Here is a 19,397-nt window from a genome sequence, read left to right as displayed (position 1 = left end):
CAAAGAGATCCTGACCATGGCACTGACCCGCGAACAGATGGCGCAACGCGTCGCCCGTGAACTGAAGGACGGTTACTACGTGAACCTGGGCATCGGTATTCCGACCTTGGTGGCCAACTACGTACCCGCCGACATGGATGTGATGCTGCAATCGGAAAACGGCCTGCTCGGCATGGGCGAATTCCCGACCGAAAGCACCCTCGATGCCGACATGATCAACGCCGGCAAGCAAACCGTCACCGCCCGCCGCGGTGCCTCGATCTTCGATTCGGCGCAGTCGTTCGCCATGATCCGTGGCGGTCACGTCGACCTGACCGTGCTGGGTGCTTTCGAGGTGGACGTGCAAGGCAACATCGCCTCGTGGATGATCCCGGGCAAGCTGGTCAAGGGCATGGGCGGTGCCATGGACCTGGTGGCCGGCGCCGACAACATCATCGTTACCATGACCCACGCTTCCAAGGATGGCGAGTCCAAGCTGCTGCCCCAGTGCAGCCTGCCGCTGACCGGTGCCGGCTGCATCCGCAAGGTGCTGACCGACCTGGCTTACCTGGAGATCGAAGACGGTGCTTTCATCCTGCGCGAGACCGCGCCAGGGGTGAGCGTCGAAGAAATCATCGAGAAAACCGCCGGCAAGCTGATCGTGCCGGATGATGTGAAGGAAATGACCTTCTAATCACTCGCAATACAACGTCCCCTGTAGGAGCAGCCTTGCGCTGCGAAGGGGCCAGCGCAGACATTAACGCAATGTTTGTCGGTACTGGCCCCTTCGCAGCACAAGGCTGCTTCTACAGGGGTTTTGTGTTTTTGCTGATTTATCCGATAAAACCAATAAAAGGAATTCAACTGTGGCCGCTGAAATTCAAGACAGCCGTTCCGCGCGCTTTGCCTTGCGCTGCTCCAACTGGGCCGAACGCTGGTTCCCCGATTCCTGGGTGTTCGCCGCCCTGGCGGTGCTGCTGGTGTGTATCGGCGCACTGGCCATGGGGGCCAAACCGACCGACACTGCCAAGGCCTTTGGCGACGGTTTCTGGAGCTTGATCCCGTTCACCATGCAGATGGCTTTCGTGGTCATTGGCGGTTATGTGGTGGCCAGCTCGCCGCCCGCCGCGCGACTGATCGATCGCCTGGCGCGCATCCCCGCCAATGGTCGCTCGGCGGTATGCTGGGTAGCGCTGATTTCGATGCTGGCCTCCTTGCTCAACTGGGGCCTGTCCCTGGTGTTCGGTGGTCTGCTGGTGCGCGCCCTGGCGCGGCGCACCGACCTGAAGATGGACTACCGCGCCGCCGGCGCGGCCGCCTACCTGGGCCTGGGCGCGGTGTGGGCGCTGGGCCTGTCATCGTCGGCGGCGCAACTGCAGGCCAACCCGGCCAGCCTGCCGCCTTCGATCCTGTCGATTACTGGGGTTATCCCGTTCACTGAAACCATCTTCCTCTGGCAGTCCGGCGTGATGTTGGCGGCGCTGGTGGTGGTCTCGCTGGTGATCGCCTACGCCACCGCGCCGGGCCCGAACAGCGCACGTAGTGCCGAGGACTGTGGTGTCGACCCCAGCTTCACAGCACCACCTGCACCGCAACGCACCCGCCCGGGTGAGTGGCTGGAGCACAGCCCGATCCTCATCCTGCTGCTGGTGGCCCTGGCCGCAGGCTGGCTGTACCAAGAGTTCGCGACCAAGCCGGCGATTACCGCGATCTCCGGGCTGAACACCTACAACCTGTTGTTCATCATGCTCGGTGCCTTGCTGCACTGGCGTCCGCGCAGCTTCCTCGACGCGGTGGCGCGCGCCGTACCGACCACCACGGGGGTGCTGATCCAGTTCCCGCTGTATGGTTCGATTGCCGCCATCCTCACCCAGGTGAAGGGTGTCGACGAACAGACTCTGGCCCATCATATTTCGCTGTTCTTCACGCAGATTGCCACCCATGACACCTATGCCGTGCTGATGGGGGTGTATTCGGCGGTGCTGGGGTTCTTCATCCCTTCGGGCGGTGGCAAGTGGATCATCGAGGCCCCTTACGTGATGCTGGTGGCCAATGACCTGCAGTACCACCTGGGCTGGGCTGTGCAGATCTACAACGCTGCCGAAGCGTTGCCGAACCTGATCAACCCGTTCTACATGCTGCCGTTGCTGGGCGTGCTAGGGCTCAAGGCACGCGACCTGATCGGCTTCTCGTTCGTGCAGTTGCTGGTGCATGTGCCGTTGGTGCTGGTGTTGCTGTGGGCACTGGGTACGACGCTGCAGTATGTTCCACCCGTGATGCCGTAAAGGTGTGGGGCTGCAAAGCAGCCCCAGCATTTCCTCGGCAGTCCACGTATCATGGCCAGGCTGTTCAGCCTGGGAACCTGCGTCACATGTCTATCCGATTGAAACTGCTGCGTAAGAAACTGGGGATGACCCTGGAAATGCTCGCCGAAAAGACCGGCATGACCAAAAGCTACCTGTCCAAGGTCGAGCGCGGCCTCAACACGCCCTCGATCGCCGCAGCGCTGAAACTGGCGCGGGCGCTGAACGTCAATGTCGAAGAATTGTTCGCCGAAGAACAGGCCGGGCAGAGCCGCTATAGCCTGGTGCGCCATGGCGAGCGCCAGGCCCTGGTAGGCGACGGGCAGGGGCCGGGGTACGCGGCCCTCACCAGCCAGGTCGGCCAGCGCAGTTTGCTACCGTTTCTGATCCAGCCGCCGTCCGAATTCAGCGACCCCACCTTCAAGGAACATCAGGGCGAGGAATTTCTGTTCGTGCACGCCGGCCAGGTAGAGGTGGACTTCATGAACGAGCGCGTGTTGCTGGAGCAAGGCGATGCCCTTCATTTCAACGCCCAGACACCGCATCGGCTACGCTCGGTAGGTGGCACGCCGGCGCAATTGCTGGTGGTTGTCCATCACGCCGACGAGTGAAAGCTCAGGGGGGCAGGCGGTGCCCCCATGCGTTCTCAACCGTGAAACGCAGCCTCCATCCCAACCGCGCTTCCTTGCATAATTTGCATGTCGATATTTTGACGAGTACGCCCATCGTCGATTGAATTTTATTATGGTGTCGGATCATTGACGTAATGTCATTGTGCCCATAAGCTCAAATCAGCAACGAAGCAACTCCCGCCACACCATGCTAATAACTATTTGATTTTCCTGTTTTTTGGAGGGGCGTATGCGCACGACTCTGATTATCAAATCGATGTTTTTGCTGGTAATGCTGAGTGGCGCGGCGCGCGCGGCAGATTCGTATATAAATCAAAACAGTATCATTCCTGTTTCAACCGCCGGCTGGTTCTTTGCCTTCGCTGTCATCGGCTTTGTAGCCGTTGCCAACCGCAGAAAGATCTGAGCCGGATATCGGGTGCCTGAAACGGCTACCCAATGTCGCAAGCCCAAGGCCTGGCTTGTGAATTCCCCAACCGTTGCTATATTCCCAGTAGCCTGTTGGGGCCACGTTTACAGGGCGTTACAGCCCACCTCTACAGCGTCAAGGTAAGGGCCTCCAGGAAGGTCGAGGCCATCGCGGTAGTTGTATGCCGCGAAGCGGAGCGAGAGTTGGTGTGTTGTTCTCATTCAGTGCTCTTTGTCGGGCCATTTGGCCGGAGGGACCCTCATGATGCGTTCAATGTTTGCCGCATTCTGCATGCTGACGGTGTGGTCCGGCGCCGGTAACGCCGACCAGAGCAGTGCTGCCTACCTGCTCAGCCCCGGCGATGTGGTAATGGTTTCGGTGTGGCAGGAAGACAGCCTGCGTCAAGAAGCCACCGTTCTTCCCGATGGCAGTATCACCTTCCCCCTGGCCGGGCGCATCAATGTCGCCGGGCTGGACGTGACGGCAGTCGAAAAGCAAGTGGCTGCCAAACTCGAAAAATTCCTCCCCGACCCTAACGTCAGCGTTGTCGTCAAGAGCATCGCCGGCAATATGGTCTATGTCCAAGGCAAGGTGATCAAACCTGGGCCGGTGCAAATGGCAGGCCCTACGGCGGTGCTTCAGGCGTTGAGCATGTCGGGTGGCCTGGACAAGTTTGCCGACGAAAGCGAAATCAAGGTAGTCCGTGGCACCGGCGCTTCCCAAAAGATCCTGCCCGTGCGATATAAGGACCTGGTGTCTGGACGGGACATGTCCACCAACATCCAACTTCAGGCTGGCGATACGCTGGTCGTTCCTTGATCTTGCCTTTTAATAAGAACATTTAATGCCTCTTCTTAGAACAACTAGCATTGCAACGGCAATCTTGGCTTTGCCGTTCACGGACGCGGTCCTGGCGGCAAATTGGCAGTCTACGGTGGTGGTACCGACGTCTGTCGAATACGACAGCAACCCTTTGTTGCTGACCTCGGGGGAGAAGGGCATAACGCGCACGATCATTGCGCCTGATTACACCCTGATCGGTACTTTCGACCGCGACGAATTGAGGTTGGGGCTGGGCATGCATGTGTTGCGCTCGTCCGACACGGACATTGTCGATGACCGTGAAGACCCCGATATCAGCCTGGGCTGGCAGCGCACCACCGAGCGTGGGCGTTTCGGCCTGGTGGCGCGTTACAACGAAAGCTCGACGCTGTCGGGGACCGTGCTGGATACCGGGGTGATTACCACCGACGGTACGCAAAAGCTCTACACCCTGACGGGCAACTGGAGCCAGGCAGTTACCGAACGCAGTACCTTGAGCAACGAAACCACCTACAACCGTGCTCGCTATGACATCAGTACGCTGACGGGCTACGAGGAACTGGCGAACGTATTCACCTGGACTTACGCCTGGAGCGAGCGGGCCGATCTGTACACCCGCTTTGGTGCTCGACGTTATGAGCCCGAGCAGGACCTGACCGCGACCGCTTCCAACAGCTACACCCCGGCGGTTGGCATCAAGTACCAGCTTGCCGAAGGCTTGAGCGCCGATGCCCACGTTGGCGTCAACCAAGTGTCTGGTGACGATGGTGGCCGACGCGGGGAGGGTGGGGTTGCCTTGCTGTACACCGGCCCGCGTGCCGATGCCAGCTTCACCGCCGAACGCAGCACGGTGGCCAGCGCCGAAGGCGGCTTCGCCGAGCTGGACCAGGTGCGGGGTGTATGGAGCTACGCGGTGGCCGAGTTGACCCGGGTGGGTGCCGACGCCGCCTGGCAAGACAGCAAAGGGCAGTCGCCCAACACATTGCAGACTTACAGCGTATGGGCCAGCCGCCAGTTTTCGCCTTACTGGGACTTGCGCCTGTCGCTGATGTACAAGGAACGGCAGCAAGACCATGTACCGGATGCGACCGCTACGATCGTTGGTTTGACGTTGACGTACAGGTACCCCGACATCTGAATTTCAGGCAGGTGGCCCCATGAAGTCTGACTACGAGCTCTCCCTCAGAGATTACATCGCCATTATCAAGGACAGGGCCCTGGTGTTAGGGGTGAGTGCCGCAGTCATTCTTGCCGCGACCGTTGCCGTCGCGTTGATGGTGCCGCCGATCTACCAGTCGACCGGCACCATCCTGGTGGAGTCGCAGCAGATCTCGCCCGAACTGGTGTCCACCAACAACACCAGCTTTGCCGATGAGCGCATCGAGGTGATCCGCCAACGGGTGATGACCCGTGAGAACCTGCTGCGCATCATCGGCAAGTACGACCTGTTCGCCGACAAACGCCTCAGCGAAAGCGACAAGATCGACCAGATGCGCAACGCTATCGTGGTCGAAACCCTCACCACCTTTGTCCGTGGCCGTGGCGAAGCGACCGTGGCGTTCAACGTGTCGTTCGAGCACAAGCAGGCGCAAGTGGCCAAGGAAGTCGCCGACGAACTGGTGACGCTGTTCCTCAACGAAAACCTCAAGCAGCGTACCGAGCGGGCCAACGAAACCACCGAGTTTCTCACCCAGGAAGCCAACAAGCTGGGTGCCGAACTGGCCAGCCTGGAAAACCAGTTGGCCGATTTCAAGCAGGCCCATGCCAATGCCTTGCCCGAGCACCAGACCCTGCGCATGAACATGTTGTCGCGTTCGGAGCTGGAGTTCCGTGAGGTCGACCGTGATTACAAGGCTGCCCAGGAAGAGCTGCGCTACCTGGAGCTGGAACTGTCCGCGGCCAATGCCGGCCTGGCGACCAAAACGACTGAAGGCACCCGGCCAACCAGTGCCGACCAGCCCCAGGACCTGGCAAGCCTGAAGGCCGAGTATGCCCGTCTGTTGACCCGCTACAAGGATGCCCACCCGGATGTAGTGGCGATCAAACGCAAGATCCAGGCGCTCGAAGCCAGTGGTGGTCGCACGGCGGCAGCCTCCACGGTCAGCCTTGACGTAGCCCGTGTGCGCGCCAAGATGAGCGCCGCCCAGGAGCGCATTGCCTCGCTGGCCGAGCAGAAACGTGAACTGACCAAGAAGATGGAAGGCTACGAAGCCGAGATACTTGAAGCGCCGCAGGTCGAGCGTGGCCTGGTGACCTTGATGCGTGACCACGACAACGCGCGTAAAAAATACGAAGAAATCCGCGCCAAGGAAATGGGCGCCAAGATTACCGAAAGCCTCGAGCAGGAAAACAAGGCCGAACGCTTCGTGCTGCTGGAGCCCCCTCTATTGCCTGAGAAGCCGATCAAGCCCAACCGCAAGAAAATCGCGGCGCTGGGCCTGGTGCTGGCCCCGGCCGGTGGCGGTGCGCTGGTGATGTTGATGGAGATGCTCAATCAGCGCGTGCGCGGTGTTGGCGCCCTGGAAAACCTGCTGGGTAAACGGGTACTGGTAGCGGTGCCGTATATCGATACCAGAGCCGACGTGGCCAGGCGCAAGCGCTGGCGCAACCGGCTGATCCTGGCGGCACTGGCGTTGGCGGCTATCATGGTAGTGTTGGTGCACATGTTCTACATGCCATTGGATGTGCTGTTGTTCAAAGTCATGTCTCGGTTTGTATAGGGAAAGCAGTGATGGACAGGACCAAGCCGGCTGTTGGCAATAATCTTCATCAGGTTACCCCGGGTACCCCCCAGGCACTGTCTCCCGCACCCGGTACGGCGTTGACGGAAGTGCCGGGGCAATTCGATTACGTGAACACCAAGGTAGTGCCGCTGCGCGCGGACCACCTGGAGCGCCACCGCATCGTGGCGTACAACAAGAACTCCAACATGAACGGGCCGATCGACCTGCTGCGCACGCAGGTGCTCAGGGCCATGGAGGAGAACGGCTGGCGCACCTTGGCGATCACCTCGCCAACGCCTGAAGCGGGCAAGACGGTGCTGGCGATCAACCTGGCCATGAGTATTGCCCACCACACCACCAAGACTGCGTTACTGGTGGACTTCGACCTGCGTCGGCCCAAGGTCGGCAGCAGCCTGGGCCTGCCAATGGAACATGCATTGAACGAGTTCTTGACAGACAAGGCCGAGCTGCAGGACTGCCTGGTCAACCCAACCTTGCCGCGCTTCGTGGTGCTGCCGACACGGGTGCCGGTGCCACTGTCGACCGAGATGCTGTCGTCGCCCAAGGTGAACAACCTGATCAGCGATTTACGCAACCGCTACGAGTCGCGCATCTGCATTTTCGATTTGCCGCCGTTGCTCAGTTCGGATGATGCGATCACTGTGATACCCAAGTTCGACTGTGTATTGCTGGTGGTGGCCAACGGAATGAACAACAAGAAGGAGATCGAGGATTGCCTGCACCACCTGGCAACGGTGAACCTGCTCGGGACAGTATTGAACAAGGCCGACGAGCAGCCACGAACCTACTACTAAGCCTTGACGTCATCCTGTAGGAGCAGCCTTGTGCTGCGAAGAGTCCGGTACAGACAGCACATTATGTGACTGGCAGCACCGGCCTCTTCGCAGCACAAGGCTGCTCCTACAGAGAACGAAGCCAATTCAGCGAGAACACGAGGCCGATTCAACGGCTCCAGGGATACTGCAATTCCCAATGCCACGCATGCCGCACAATCTGCTCCAGCGAGGCAAACTCCGGTCGCCAGCCCAGCACCTGCAGCGCCTTGCTCGCATCGGCCACCAGCCGTGGCGGGTCACCCTCGCGGCGTGGTGCATCAAGGGCAAGGATCTGCCGCCCAGTCACCGCCCGGGCCGTATCGATCACCTCCTGCACCGAAAAGCCCAAGCCATTACCCAGGTTGAACGCGGTGCGCTCGCCACCCGCCAGTAAATACTCCACTGCCAGCGCATGGGCTGCCGCCAGGTCCGCCACATGCACGTAGTCGCGTATGCAGGTGCCATCTGGCGTGTCGTAATCGCGGCCAAACACTGTTACCGCCTCACGCCGGCCGGATGCAGCCTGCAGAATCAACGGAATCAAGTGGGTTTCCGGCTCGTGGCGTTCGCCCAGCTGCCCATCGGGGTCAGCACCGGCGGCATTGAAGTAACGCAGGCAGACAGATTTCAAACCGTATGCCCGGTCGAAGTCCTCGAGAATCTGCTCGACCATCCATTTGCTCAGCCCGTAGGGGTTGATCGGCCCCTTGGTGTGCGCTTCATCGATCGGCACATATTGAGGGTTGCCGTACACCGCGGCGCTCGAAGAAAACACCAGGTGCTTGATACCGGCATTCACCATGGCTTGCAGCAGGGCAAGGGTGGCGGCAACGTTGTTCTGGTAGTACTTGCCGGGCGCGCTGACCGACTCACCCACTTGAATGAACGAGGCGAAGTGGAACACTGCATCGAAGCGGCAAACGCCAAACAACACATCCAGTGCGGCTTCGTCGGCAATGTCGAGTTTCGCCCACTGGATGCCGGCGCCCGGGGAGACAAGGTCCGCCACTACCACGTCATGGCCTGCAGCGAGCAGGTGCTTGACCATGTGCGAGCCAATGTAGCCCGCACCACCCACCACCAGAAACTTCATCCCTACCTCCTGGAAACTGCTGATTACAGACGCAGCGAACCCTCCCTGAAACGTGCAGGTGGGATGATCAGCGACAGGTGACCTGAGCGTAGATGGCCATATGCTCTATTTCAAGAACAGCCAGTTGGACATGTAGCTACCGTCGAACGTCAGGGTGTATTGCCCATCCTTGTAGGGCGCCGGCAGCGGCTTGAGCTGAGCCTGTGCATCGCGGGCGAACAGTTTCAGGCCAGCGGGTGCCTTGATGGTCAGGCTGCCTTCAAGGGGTTCGACATTGAAGGGCGTCTTGTCATCGGGCTTGGGCATGGCGCGGGTGCCCAGAGACAGCAGCAGCTCACGCGACTGCCCCAAAGGCTTGCCGTCCAGGCTCTGCACCACCACGCTGGCATAAGGTGTTTTCGTTTGTACCTCAATGGCACCCAGGCTGATTGGGCGGCCACCCAGCCAGCCAGTGGCAGCCTGGGTCAGCGGCGTGTCGATGGTGTACAGGCCTTGTTGCCAATTGCGCTTGAGCTCGCCAGTGTCGGTGACCGACTCGCTGGCATCGGCGGGCAGCAGCGATTGCTCCGGGTCCTGCAGCACCTGCGCACCTGCCGGGATGGCAGCGGGTTTCAGCCAGGGCAGTTGCGGTGTTTGTGGCAGCGCGATCTGCAACTGGCCCTTTTCCATGGCCGTGCGCAACAGCACTGAATTGCGCGGGGTGATTTCCTGGTTGTACAGCGTGGCAGGCGTCGGTGCGAACACGTAGCGAGTGGTGGCTGGCTTGACGTCCGCGCGGCGGTAGAGCAGGGCGGCGGCGGGCAGGGTGGCGATCATCGCTGGGTCGTTGTACGCGTGCCAGTTGTCCGCCGTGCGCCAGCCTGGGTTGAACCCCTGCTGGCTGTAGGCGTATTGCATCATGGCGTCCCAGCCCTGGTGGCTGGCGGTGCCGGCCACGTAAAGCGGCAGCGAGTGACGGTCGGGCAGCGGGAAAGGTTCGGCGTTCCACTCGGTGACGGTGAGCGGTTTGCCGACCACCTGGGCAGCGCCGATCCAGTCGATCATGCCGTCACTGGTCAGCGGGTTCTTCTCCAACTGGCCATTGGCGCCGTAGCTGTGGGCATCGATGACATCGCCTGCGGTCAGCGCCGGCAGCGCGCTCAGGCCATTGCCGCCCCAGGTGCTGGTGGTGGCGATCGGCACTTTCACGCCAAGGCTGCGCAGGTGGCCGATCATGTCGGCATTGAAGCGCTGCTCCAGGTCATTGAGGAACAGCTTGGACGGCCCATGCTCCCAAGCGCGCCAGGTGAGGTCGGCAGGCAGGTCATATTGCCTGGCAAAGGTCTTGGCGGCCGCCATGTAGCGCTCGCTGTGGCGCGGTACATCCTTGTCCGGCAACAGGGCGTTGCCGTAGTGCTGGGTGAGGTCGTTCTCGTTGGTGATCAGCACGGCGGCGATGGCCGGGTCGTCCTTGTAGGCCAGGCCGGTGTACTCGTTCACATGGTTCATGTACTGCTCGGCGAAGCGTTTCATCGCTTGCTGGATGCTGTCGTTCACATAGGCGTAGCCCTTCAGGTCGACGCGACCGTCCTTCTCGGGTAGCTCTTTGAAATCTTCAATTTTGTCGTTGGCGGTAAACGCACGTTGCACATGCATGTCCAGCCAGGTGTAGATGCCTTCGTCCTTGAGTGCCTTGATCCACAGGTCCAGCTTGCGCAGCGATTCGGCGCTGAGCTGCTGGGTATCGCGCACCAGGGTGCCGTCACCGAACACGTTGGGGCTGACCCAGGGCGAATCGTGGTGATGCAGGCGCACCAGGTTGAAACCCAGTGCCGACAGGCGCTTGGCCTGTTGGCGAATTTCTTCGTCGGGGCTTTTGAACAGCGAGTAGGCAGACAGGTTAGTGCCCCAGAAGCGTACCGGGGTGTTGTCGGCGAACATCAACTGGTCACCGACCGCCTTGACGAAACCACGCTTGCCGGCGGGTTTTTCTGCGGCGTTGAGAAACGACAGGTCTACAGGCGAGGTGCGCCAGTCCAACTGGTCATCAGGCCAGCTGGCGGGGTCGGCCAAGCCGAAGCGCTCGCTGGAGGTAGGGCCCAGGTCGATGTCGCCGGTCACGTTGAGCACGGCCTTGAGTTGCTGGTGGCCGGCGCTGATCGGGTCTGCGTAGAGAAAGGCACGCAGCTCGGATGGGTTGCCGCGCTCGAAATACACCTTGGCCAGGGGCGGGTCGAAGCGCATCTCGATACGTCGACCCTGGTCGCCCTTGCCCCACGTCCAGCCGCGGTTGCCGGGCAGCAGTTGCGGGGCGCCCATGTCGCCGGCGATCTGCGCCGGGTCGAACTGGAACACCATGCCGCCACCCATCACGCCGCTCTGGCGGCTGTGGGCGTTGAGGTCGAAGGCCCAGCTCAGGGTTTGCGCCTGTTCCTTGCGGATATCTGCCAACAGGTCGAAGTCCAGTTCTTTGTTCTTGCCCTGCAGCGTGTAGTGGTAGGGGCCATTGACCTTGAAGTCGGTATAAAAGCCGGTCCAGCTCCAGTTGGCGGCCCAGAAGTCGAATTTGGCTTTCATTACCGGGCCGCCGCCGCGTGTCACGGTAGGCAAGCCATTCTGCTCATCGACACTGACCTGCCAGTCTGAACCCCAGCCGGCCAACGGCAGCAGGGCCAGGCCGGCAATGGCCGAAAGGCGCACGAAATGACGCAGGGTGAGCACATTCATGAACATTACCTGGGTTGTAGGCCGGGTTCGGCCAGTTCCATGGCCTGGCTGTCGTGCAGCCGGCGAACCATCTGGATATAGGCCACGCCCAGTCCGGCGATCGACCAGTACACCACCGGAATGAAGGTGATGCTGCTGACGGTGAAGATGATCACCAGAATGCCGATCAGCGTCGCCAGCAACACCCGACCGAGCTGTCGTCGCTCGTCATCCTTGTCGGGGAAACTGAGCATGGCCCTGCGGATGCCCCTGAGTACCACGGCAAAGAACGCCACGAACAGGCCGAGCCCGACCAGCCCGACCCTCAGCGCCAGGTTGATGTAGGTGTTGACGATGTCGATGATGCCTTCGCCCTGGATCATCGACTGCATTTCTGGGGTATTACGGAAATCGAACGAGCCAAACAGCGGGTTGCGTTGGATGACGATCCAGGAGTTGTCCATCAGCCGTTCGCGGTAGGTGATGTTCTCTTTTTCGATGTTGCCGATGTACGGCAGCAGGTCCAGCACCTTGTCGCCACCAGGCACGACGGTCAGCAAGGGCAACGCCAGCATGCCAGCCGCGCCTAGCAGCGCCAGACGCTTGACGGCGCCTTTGCCCAAGGCGATGAACACCACCACGATGACCACGACGCCGATCCACGGCCCACGTGACAACGGCGCGAACAGCCCGGCGGCCAGCAGCAGCGCGCCCATGGCCCTGTGCAGCGGGCGTTGCACATACCCCTGGACGAACAGGAACAACCCAATCGCCACGCTCATCACATAACCCAGGGCAATCGCCTGGCCGGTGGTGACGCTGGCCCGCAGTGCGCCACCGCGGCTCAGGTAACCGGACATGCTCCAAGGCACGCCCATGGCATCGACCAGGGCGCTGTACAACAGCCAGTGGCGTACATATTCCGCCACGGCAATCAGCGCCATGACGAAGGCGGTGAGCACGAAGGCCAGCAAGGTGTCCTTGAACTCGCTGATCTGGCGCAGGCCACGGCTGGCCACGTAATACGGCAGGAACACGTCGACATACAGGTACAGCGCCTGGCGCAGAGTATCGGTGGGCGTGGTTTCACGCAGGTACAGCACGCTCATCAGCACCAGGCCAGCCGCCAGCAACTTGTCAGCCCAGGTGCGACCAAAGCGCAGCGTGTCAGCTTGCCGGCGTAGCTGCAGCGCAGCCGGCAGCAGCACGCACAGGGTCAGCAGGCGGATGTGGTTGAGGTCGACCAGGTAATTGACCACGCCAAACCCAGGCACCTGCACCGACGCTGGCGGGATCAGGAACAGCAGCATGTAGAACAGCGCCATGGGGTTGTGTTCGCGGCGCCCGGCAAGCAACAGGATGACCGCGCCCGCGCCCAGGTACAGCCAGAAACTGTGCGAAGCAAAGGCCAGCACGGTCAGCAGGAACCACAGATTGCGCCGGCGCTTGTAGTCGCTGAGCGGTATCAGGTCGGTGGCAGGCCGCCGCGCCAGCAGGAAGACCACGCTCGCCAAAAACAGGATGACGATCAACGCACGAAAATGTTCAGGCATCGGCTATGTACACCTTTCCCTCGGTGGGCAACGGCTAGCATCGTGGCTAATTGAAACTATAGTGACTTTTAGCCAATCAGTCAGAGAATGAAGTCATGCCGTCGATTGATGCGTCAGCCACTGCGAGCCTGCGCAAGCGGGCCCTGAACGCTGGGTCGTGGAACCTGGTCTCGCAGGTGGCTTCTCAGGTGATGCGCCTGGGCGGCAATCTGATCATGGCCCGCTTGCTGCTGCCGGAAATGTTCGGGGTGATGGTCATTGCCACCACCGTTTCGGTACTCCTGCATTTGCTTTCCGATGTCGGCCTGCGCCAGAACATCATCCAGAGTCACCGCGGTGACGACCCTGACTTCCTCAACACCGCCTGGACCGTACAGATCATTCGCGGTTTCCTGTTGTTCGCCCTGACCCTGCTACTGGCCCTGGGTGCCTGGTTGGCTCAACTGGCCGACCTGTGGCCGGCGGACTCCACCTATGCCGCCCCGGTGCTGCCGATGGTGCTGGCGGTAACCGGGCTGTCGGCGGCCATCTGGGGATTCCAGTCCACCAAGATAGATGTGGCTGTACGAACTTTCCAACAAAAACGCGTGGTGCTGGTCGACCTGGCCTCGCAGGTGGCCGGCCTGGTGGTGATGCTGGTGCTGGGCTTGCTGACCCACTCGATCTGGGCACTGGTGATCTCGGGCCTGGTTTCGGCGGTGGCCTGGACCGTGCTGGGGCATACCGCCCTGGAGGGGCCGAACAACCACCTGCGCTGGGACCGCACGGCGCTGACCGAGCTGATCGTGTTTGGCCGCTGGATCCTGTTGTCGTCCATGGTCGGCGTGCTGGCCATGTACGGTGACCGCATGTGGTTTGGCGCCAGCATGTCGGCGGCGCAACTGGGGGTGTATTCGATTGCCGTACTGATCCTTGGCGCGGTGCAGACCGCGCTGATGAAAATTGTTGGTGCCGTAGCGCTGCCTGCCTTCAGTGAAGCAGCCCGGGCCGACGACAAGGAACGCCTGAAAGCGCTGTATCACCGCTTCCGTCTGCTGATAGACCTGCTCGTGCTGTTCATTTGTGGTGGCTTCCTCACCGCCAGCCCGCTGCTGATTGGCTGGATGTACGACGATCGCTACCGCGAAGCTGGCCCGATGCTGGCAATTCTTTCGCTGTCGTTCATCGTAATGCGCTATACATTGGCTCATCAGGTGTGGATTGCCTTGGGCCTGACCAAGTACCAGGCCATGGACAACATCATCCGCCTGGTCTCGCTTTGGGGGCTGCTACCGCTGTTGCTGGCGATTGGTGGTGTGCAGTGGGCTATCTGGGGGGTTGCCCTGCATGCCGTGCCAACGCTGGTGCTGGTTGTTTACGTGAATTGCAAACTGGACATGTTCAGCCTCAAACGTGAGCTGGTGGTGCTGCCGATGCTGGCTGTCGGGGCGCTTTGCGGGGCGCTGCTAACGGCCTTTTTCGACTGGCTGTAAAGCGGCGTGCTGGGTGTAACTTTCATGGGTACAGGTCACGGGATCATGGGGAAGCTTACTTTTTGTACTGCGCAGTTGGGCCGTAGAGGCTTTCTCCAGAGTTGCGTCTTGCTCGGTGTAGGTGGCGCGGTGTTTGGCGCCTCGGCGGCCGTTGCTGGCCGGCCGGTGGAAAAGCCCGGGTTCGTGGTGATCAACGGTTGGGTGTTGCCGTCCCGTTATTTCCGGAACGAGCCAGCATGATCAAGGATTATCAGCAGCAAAAGGCGCTGCGCGACAACTACGATTTCTGCATCATCGGTGCCGGCCCGGCAGGTATCACCCTGGGCTTGCGCCTGGCCGCCGCTGGTTGGAACGTATTGCTTGCCGAAGGCGGGGGGCGCGAGTATGCGCCGCACTCGCAAGGCCTTTACGCCTGCGCGTCCACGGGCCTTGAGCTGTATGCCGAGGAAACCCGCCTGCGCTACCTGGGGGGCACTTCCAATCACTGGGCTGGCCGTTGCCGGCCATTCACCCCATCGGACTTTACCATCGCCCCGCCAGGTGACTTGCCGGGTTGGCCCATTCCCTATTCGGAGATCGAAGGCTACCTGCCGGCAGCCATGGACATCGTCGACCTGCCGCCGGGCTCGGATTTTCGCGCGATGAACACCGGCCTTGCTGGTGGCGACTTCGAGGCAGACCGCTTTCTGCTCAGCACGCCGACACGCTTTGCGCAAAAGTACGCCACGGCATTGGAGCAGACCAAAGGCCTGGACGTGTTCATCAACTGCAACTGTGTGGACCTGGAGTTCGACAAGGCTTCTGGCCATCTGGCCGCAGTGGTGCTGTCCGATTACGAACGCAATCGTCAGCGCCTGGTGGCCAGAAACTTCATTCTGGCTACAGGCGCCATCGAGAATGCCCGGCAGTTGCTTAACAGCCAGACGTTGGTGGCGGCGGGTGTGGTGAACAGGGAAGGGCTGGTCGGCGGGTGTTTCATGGAGCACCTGAACATCGACTTGGGCACCTTTATCCTCAAGTCTGGCCAGGACCCGGAGCCGCGCCAGTACTACACCACCGATGCCTTCGTCGACGAGTACAAGGCCGGCAAAGGCAATGTCACCGCTGCCTTACTGGCCGATGTGCAGACCTATGGCCGTACTGCCGAGGTCAAGCACTTTCTGGAGAACCTGGCCTGTGACATGGGGGTTGCCAGCAAGGTCGCCTTCGTCGCCAAGTTCAGCTGCCCGGGTGATGGCGTGATCAGCACCATGATCGAGCAGTTCCCCAACCTGCACAGCCGCATTTCGCTGCTTGACGAAAAGGACGCACTGGGTGTTGCCAAGGTCAACGTCAACTGGGCACTCAGCGCCGATGACCGACACACCATCAAGTGCATTGGCAGCGAACTGGCCAAGCAGTTCGCCGACATGGACCTGGGCTTCGTCAAACTCAACGATTTCGTTTATGACACCTCGATCCCGCTGAAAATGGCGCCCCATGCTCACCACATGGGTACCACGCGCATGGCCGCCGCGCCGCAGTTCGGTGTTGTCGATAGCAATTGCAAGGTGTTTGGTACCGAAAACCTGTATGTCGCCGGCAGCAGTATCTTCGCCAAGGGCGGCGCTTCCAACCCGACCATGCCGCTGTTGCAGTTTGCCGTGCGGCTGGCCGACCACCTCGATAGCAAGATGAGAGCGGCCAGCGGCGCCGCTGCGTAATACAGGTTGTACATGGGTCGAGTGCGCTGCGGTCAGCACCTAGAAGAACGAGACCGGAACGCCTCAGGACACTCCAGATTGTTCAGATCACGAGGCCAGGCAGTATGAAGGGATGGATACGCAAGGCAGTGGCGCACTATGCCCATGCAACCGGGCGAGGGGGCAAATTCTACAGGCGGTTCTGCAACCCTTCCGGGCTTGAGTGGGGCGCCTACCTCACCAAGTGGGGCAACTTTCACTCGGTCGGTAGCAACTTCTTCGTCAATACCGGCTGCAAGTTTCTCGACCCTTCGCTGGTCCGCATCGGTAACAGCGTGGGCTTGTCCGACTGCACCTTGATCGGTCATGACGGGGTGGTATTGCTGATCGAGCATCGCTTCGGCAAACACCTCGACTCGGTCGGTTTCATTGATATCAAAGACAACTGCTTCATTGGCCATGGTGCGATCATCATGCCCCGTGTAACCATCGGGCCGGAATCAATCGTTGCCGCAGGCGCGGTGGTGACCAAGGACGTGCCGCCGGGCACCGTGTTTGGCGGCAACCCGGCTCAGTTCATCTGCACCACCGAGCAGTTGATCAAGCGGGTCGAGGCGCGTTGCGAAAGTTACCCGTGGATTGATCTGGTCAAGCAACGCAATGGCGCCTACGACCCGGAAGTAGAGCCGCTGCTGATGGCGCAACGGCGCCAGTATTTCTTCGGGGACAGTAAAAATGGGTAGCAAACCCGTGGATGTCATGGTGGTCAACTTCAACACGGCCGGGCTGCTACAGCCGATGTTCGACGCGCTGCGCCGAGCCGACGGCGAGCGGCTGGCCAGTTACTTGGTCGTGGACAATGCTTCGCGCGATGACTCGGTGCAGCGCATGGCCCAGGTGTGCCCCGAGGCACTGTTGCTGAGCAACAAGCAGAACGTGGGTTTTGGCCGCGCCAACAACCAGTTGCTGGCACACCTCAAGGGCAAGTACGCGTTGTTGCTCAATACCGATGCCTTCGTTGCCGCCGATTCCCTGCAAAAAACCCTCGACTACATGGACGCCCACCCAGACTGTGGTGTGTTGGGGGTGCGCCTGGAGGGTCGTGATGGTGATTTGCAGCCCAGTTGCCGCTACTTCCCCACGCCGCTCAATGTGTTTGTAGGGCGTACCGGGTTGGGCCGCTTCTTCCCTGGGTTGAAGATGGTCGACGAAATGAACTGGGACCACGCCTCGGTGCGCGAGTGCGACTGGTTGCCTGGCTGCTTCTACCTGGTGCGCCGCGAAGTGCTCGACAAAGTCGGTTTGTTCGACCCACGCTACTTCCTTTATTACGAAGAAGTGGACCACTGCAAACGGGTGAAGGAGGCTGGCTGGAAAGTGGTGTTCTACCCGCACACCACGGTGGTGCACATCGGTGGCGAAAGCTCCAAGTCGGTGGCGGAACTGGAGGCGGCCAGCCGGCAGATCTCGTCTTACCAGATCGAAAGCGAGTTGCTGTATTTCCGCAAGCACCACGGGGTTGCGGGGCTTGCCCTGCACATGCTGCTGGTCACCCTGGGTGACCTGGTGCTGGCACTCAAGGCGCTGTTGAAGCGACGCGGCTGGGGCGCGATTCAGGCCTGCTGGCGTCATTGCCGGGCGACCTGGTCACTGCTGTTCAAGACCCGGTACGCCAGCCAACCGACAAGGTAGGTGGAGCCATGTTCGAACATATTCGTGCCGACCTGCGGGCCCATGGCGGGGATTGGGGCGCCCAGGGTTTTTGGGTATTGCTGGTGTACCGCTTTGGCCGCTGGCGCTATACCGTGCGCCCGGCATTGCTGCGCAAGCTGTGCTCGCTCATCTACAAGGTGCTTTTCAAATTCGTGCAGATCATCACCGGTATCGAACTGCCATGCGAAGTGGTGATTGGGCGCAACTTCGTCATCGACCATTTTGGCGGCATCGTTGTCAGTGGTTATGCCCGTTTTGGCGATGATTGCCGCATCCGCAACGGCGTGGTGGTGGGCCTCAAGAATGTCGAGGAGCCGATTGCTCCGGTGTTTGGCAACAATGTCGATATCGGCACTGGGGCCAAGGTGTTGGGCAGCATTCGTATTGGCAACAACGTGATCATCGGCGCCAATGCCGTCGTGCTGGTGGACGTGCCTGACAATTCCCTGGCAGTGGGGGTGCCGGCCATCATCAAGGCCCGGCAACCGGCCGCCACGGCGCCTGTCGAGTGAGGCCCATGGCGACTGCTATCGGTGTGGTGGTGATCGGCCGAAACGAAGGCCAGCGCCTTGAGCGCTGCCTGCGCTCGCTGGCCCATGGGGCGGACAAGGTCGTGTATGTCGACTCTGGCTCCACCGACGGTTCGCTGCAGCTGGCCGCCAACCTGGGGGTGGAGGTGCTGGCGCTCGACATGGGTATCCCGTTCACCGCTGCACGTGCCCGCAACGAAGGCTTTGCCGCCTTGCAGCGGTTGTTGCCATCGATGCAATGGGTGCAGTTCGTTGACGGTGACTGCGAGGTGGATGTCAGTTGGCTGTCCACCGCGCAGGCATTTCTTGAGCAGCACCCCGAGGTGGCGGTGGTCTGTGGCCGCCGGCGTGAGCGCTATCCGCAGCGCTCGGTGTACAACCTGCTCTGCGACCTGGAGTGGGATACCCCTATCGGTGAGGCCAAGGCCTGCGGTGGCGATGCGCTGATGCGGGCAGATGCCTTTGCTGCGGTTGCGGGCTTTCGCCCTGACCTGATCGCCGGAGAAGAACCTGAACTGTGCGTGCGGTTGCGGGCCAACGGTTGGAAAGTCTGGCGCCTGGCCGCCGAGATGACCCTGCACGACGCCGGCATGACCCGTTTCAGCCAATGGTGGCGGCGTAGTCTGCGCGCAGGGCACGCCTACGCCGAGGGTGCCTACCTGCATGGCCAGCCACCCGAACGGCACTGGTTGCGCGAGTCGCGTAGGGCCTGGTTATGGGGCTTGGGCATACCCGTGGTGATCGTGCTGGCCTGCCTGTTACTGGGTGGCTGGGGCCTGTTGTTATTACTCATCTACCCGCTGCAGGCCGTGCGCCTGGCGCGCCGTGGCGGCAAGTCGGCGCGCGAGAACTGGCTACAGGCGGTCTTTCTGGTGTTGGGCAAGTTCCCGGAAATGCTTGGCCAGCTGAAGTTCCTGCGTCACCGCCTGGCGGCCGGCAAATCGGCTTTGATCGAGTACAAGTGA

General features: G+C 61.0%; 17 protein-coding genes. 14 read left to right on the top strand and 3 right to left on the bottom strand.

Features of this window, described 5'->3' with window-relative positions:
* The first annotated feature begins 16 nt into the window (after positions 1-16).
* The 8 genes from ACNFBR_RS22255 to ACNFBR_RS22220 all read left to right on the top strand — a co-directional run bounded on the left by ACNFBR_RS22255 (position 17) and on the right by ACNFBR_RS22220 (position 7,683).
* Positions 17-673, top strand: a complete 657-nt coding sequence (locus ACNFBR_RS22255) for a CoA transferase subunit B (RefSeq protein WP_004576290.1) — start codon at positions 17-19, stop codon at positions 671-673.
* A gap of 172 nt (positions 674-845) precedes the next feature.
* A complete protein-coding gene (locus ACNFBR_RS22250) occupies positions 846-2,264 on the top strand; it encodes a short-chain fatty acid transporter (RefSeq protein ID WP_416736794.1) in 1,419 nt (472 codons plus the stop codon).
* 86 nt (positions 2,265-2,350) lie between these two features.
* The gene (locus ACNFBR_RS22245) at positions 2,351-2,893 is read left to right on the top strand and encodes a helix-turn-helix domain-containing protein (RefSeq protein WP_416736793.1); all 543 of its coding nucleotides are present in this window, start codon (positions 2,351-2,353) and stop codon (positions 2,891-2,893) included.
* A gap of 250 nt (positions 2,894-3,143) precedes the next feature.
* The gene (eppA, locus tag ACNFBR_RS22240; protein ID WP_012272368.1) at positions 3,144-3,320 is read left to right on the top strand and encodes an EPS-associated small membrane protein EppA; all 177 of its coding nucleotides are present in this window, start codon (positions 3,144-3,146) and stop codon (positions 3,318-3,320) included.
* A 264-nt stretch (positions 3,321-3,584) separates the two neighbouring features.
* The gene (locus ACNFBR_RS22235; protein ID WP_416736792.1) at positions 3,585-4,142 is read left to right on the top strand and encodes a polysaccharide biosynthesis/export family protein; all 558 of its coding nucleotides are present in this window, start codon (positions 3,585-3,587) and stop codon (positions 4,140-4,142) included.
* A 25-nt stretch (positions 4,143-4,167) separates the two neighbouring features.
* The gene (locus ACNFBR_RS22230) at positions 4,168-5,283 is read left to right on the top strand and encodes a hypothetical protein (protein WP_416736791.1); all 1,116 of its coding nucleotides are present in this window, start codon (positions 4,168-4,170) and stop codon (positions 5,281-5,283) included.
* Positions 5,284-5,302: 19 nt separating this feature from the next.
* A complete protein-coding gene (locus tag ACNFBR_RS22225; protein WP_416736790.1) occupies positions 5,303-6,865 on the top strand; it encodes a GumC family protein in 1,563 nt (520 codons plus the stop codon).
* Between the two features lie 11 nt (positions 6,866-6,876).
* Positions 6,877-7,683, top strand: a complete 807-nt coding sequence (locus ACNFBR_RS22220) for a CpsD/CapB family tyrosine-protein kinase (protein ID WP_416736789.1) — start codon at positions 6,877-6,879, stop codon at positions 7,681-7,683.
* A gap of 148 nt (positions 7,684-7,831) precedes the next feature.
* Here the strand turns inward: ACNFBR_RS22220 and galE are convergent, their stop codons facing one another.
* The 3 genes from galE to ACNFBR_RS22205 form a co-directional block, all read right to left on the bottom strand.
* Positions 7,832-8,797 carry a UDP-glucose 4-epimerase GalE gene (gene galE / locus ACNFBR_RS22215; protein WP_416736788.1) on the bottom strand — a complete coding sequence of 322 codons (966 nt, stop codon included), beginning with the start codon at positions 8,795-8,797 and terminating at the stop codon, positions 7,832-7,834.
* A gap of 105 nt (positions 8,798-8,902) precedes the next feature.
* Positions 8,903-11,503 carry a cellulase family glycosylhydrolase gene (locus ACNFBR_RS22210; RefSeq protein WP_416736787.1) on the bottom strand — a complete coding sequence of 867 codons (2,601 nt, stop codon included), beginning with the start codon at positions 11,501-11,503 and terminating at the stop codon, positions 8,903-8,905.
* A 5-nt stretch (positions 11,504-11,508) separates the two neighbouring features.
* Entirely contained in the window at positions 11,509-13,035 is a 1,527-nt protein-coding gene (locus tag ACNFBR_RS22205) for an O-antigen ligase family protein (RefSeq protein WP_416736786.1), read from the bottom strand.
* Between the two features lie 95 nt (positions 13,036-13,130).
* Between ACNFBR_RS22205 and ACNFBR_RS22200 the strand changes: the two genes are divergently transcribed.
* From ACNFBR_RS22200 to ACNFBR_RS22175, 6 genes are all read left to right on the top strand, one after another.
* Positions 13,131-14,507 carry an oligosaccharide flippase family protein gene (locus ACNFBR_RS22200; protein WP_416736785.1) on the top strand — a complete coding sequence of 459 codons (1,377 nt, stop codon included), beginning with the start codon at positions 13,131-13,133 and terminating at the stop codon, positions 14,505-14,507.
* Positions 14,508-14,743: 236 nt separating this feature from the next.
* A complete protein-coding gene (locus ACNFBR_RS22195; protein ID WP_416736784.1) occupies positions 14,744-16,210 on the top strand; it encodes an FAD-dependent oxidoreductase in 1,467 nt (488 codons plus the stop codon).
* 104 nt (positions 16,211-16,314) lie between these two features.
* Entirely contained in the window at positions 16,315-16,932 is a 618-nt protein-coding gene (locus tag ACNFBR_RS22190; protein ID WP_416736783.1) for an acyltransferase, read from the top strand.
* The gene (locus ACNFBR_RS22185; protein WP_416736782.1) at positions 16,925-17,881 is read left to right on the top strand and encodes a glycosyltransferase family 2 protein; all 957 of its coding nucleotides are present in this window, start codon (positions 16,925-16,927) and stop codon (positions 17,879-17,881) included. The genes ACNFBR_RS22190 and ACNFBR_RS22185 overlap by 8 nt, the downstream gene beginning before the upstream one ends.
* Before the next feature lie 8 nt (positions 17,882-17,889).
* Positions 17,890-18,414, top strand: a complete 525-nt coding sequence (locus ACNFBR_RS22180; RefSeq protein ID WP_416736781.1) for a serine O-acetyltransferase — start codon at positions 17,890-17,892, stop codon at positions 18,412-18,414.
* Positions 18,415-18,419: 5 nt separating this feature from the next.
* Positions 18,420-19,397, top strand: a complete 978-nt coding sequence (locus ACNFBR_RS22175) for a glycosyltransferase family 2 protein (protein ID WP_416736780.1) — start codon at positions 18,420-18,422, stop codon at positions 19,395-19,397.

This window comes from Pseudomonas sp. NY11955, assembly GCF_048068035.1.
In the GTDB taxonomy this organism is placed as follows: domain Bacteria; phylum Pseudomonadota; class Gammaproteobacteria; order Pseudomonadales; family Pseudomonadaceae; genus Aquipseudomonas.
The sequence above is the reverse complement of the archived record's forward strand: the minus strand, read 5'-3'. Positions and strand labels throughout refer to the sequence as shown.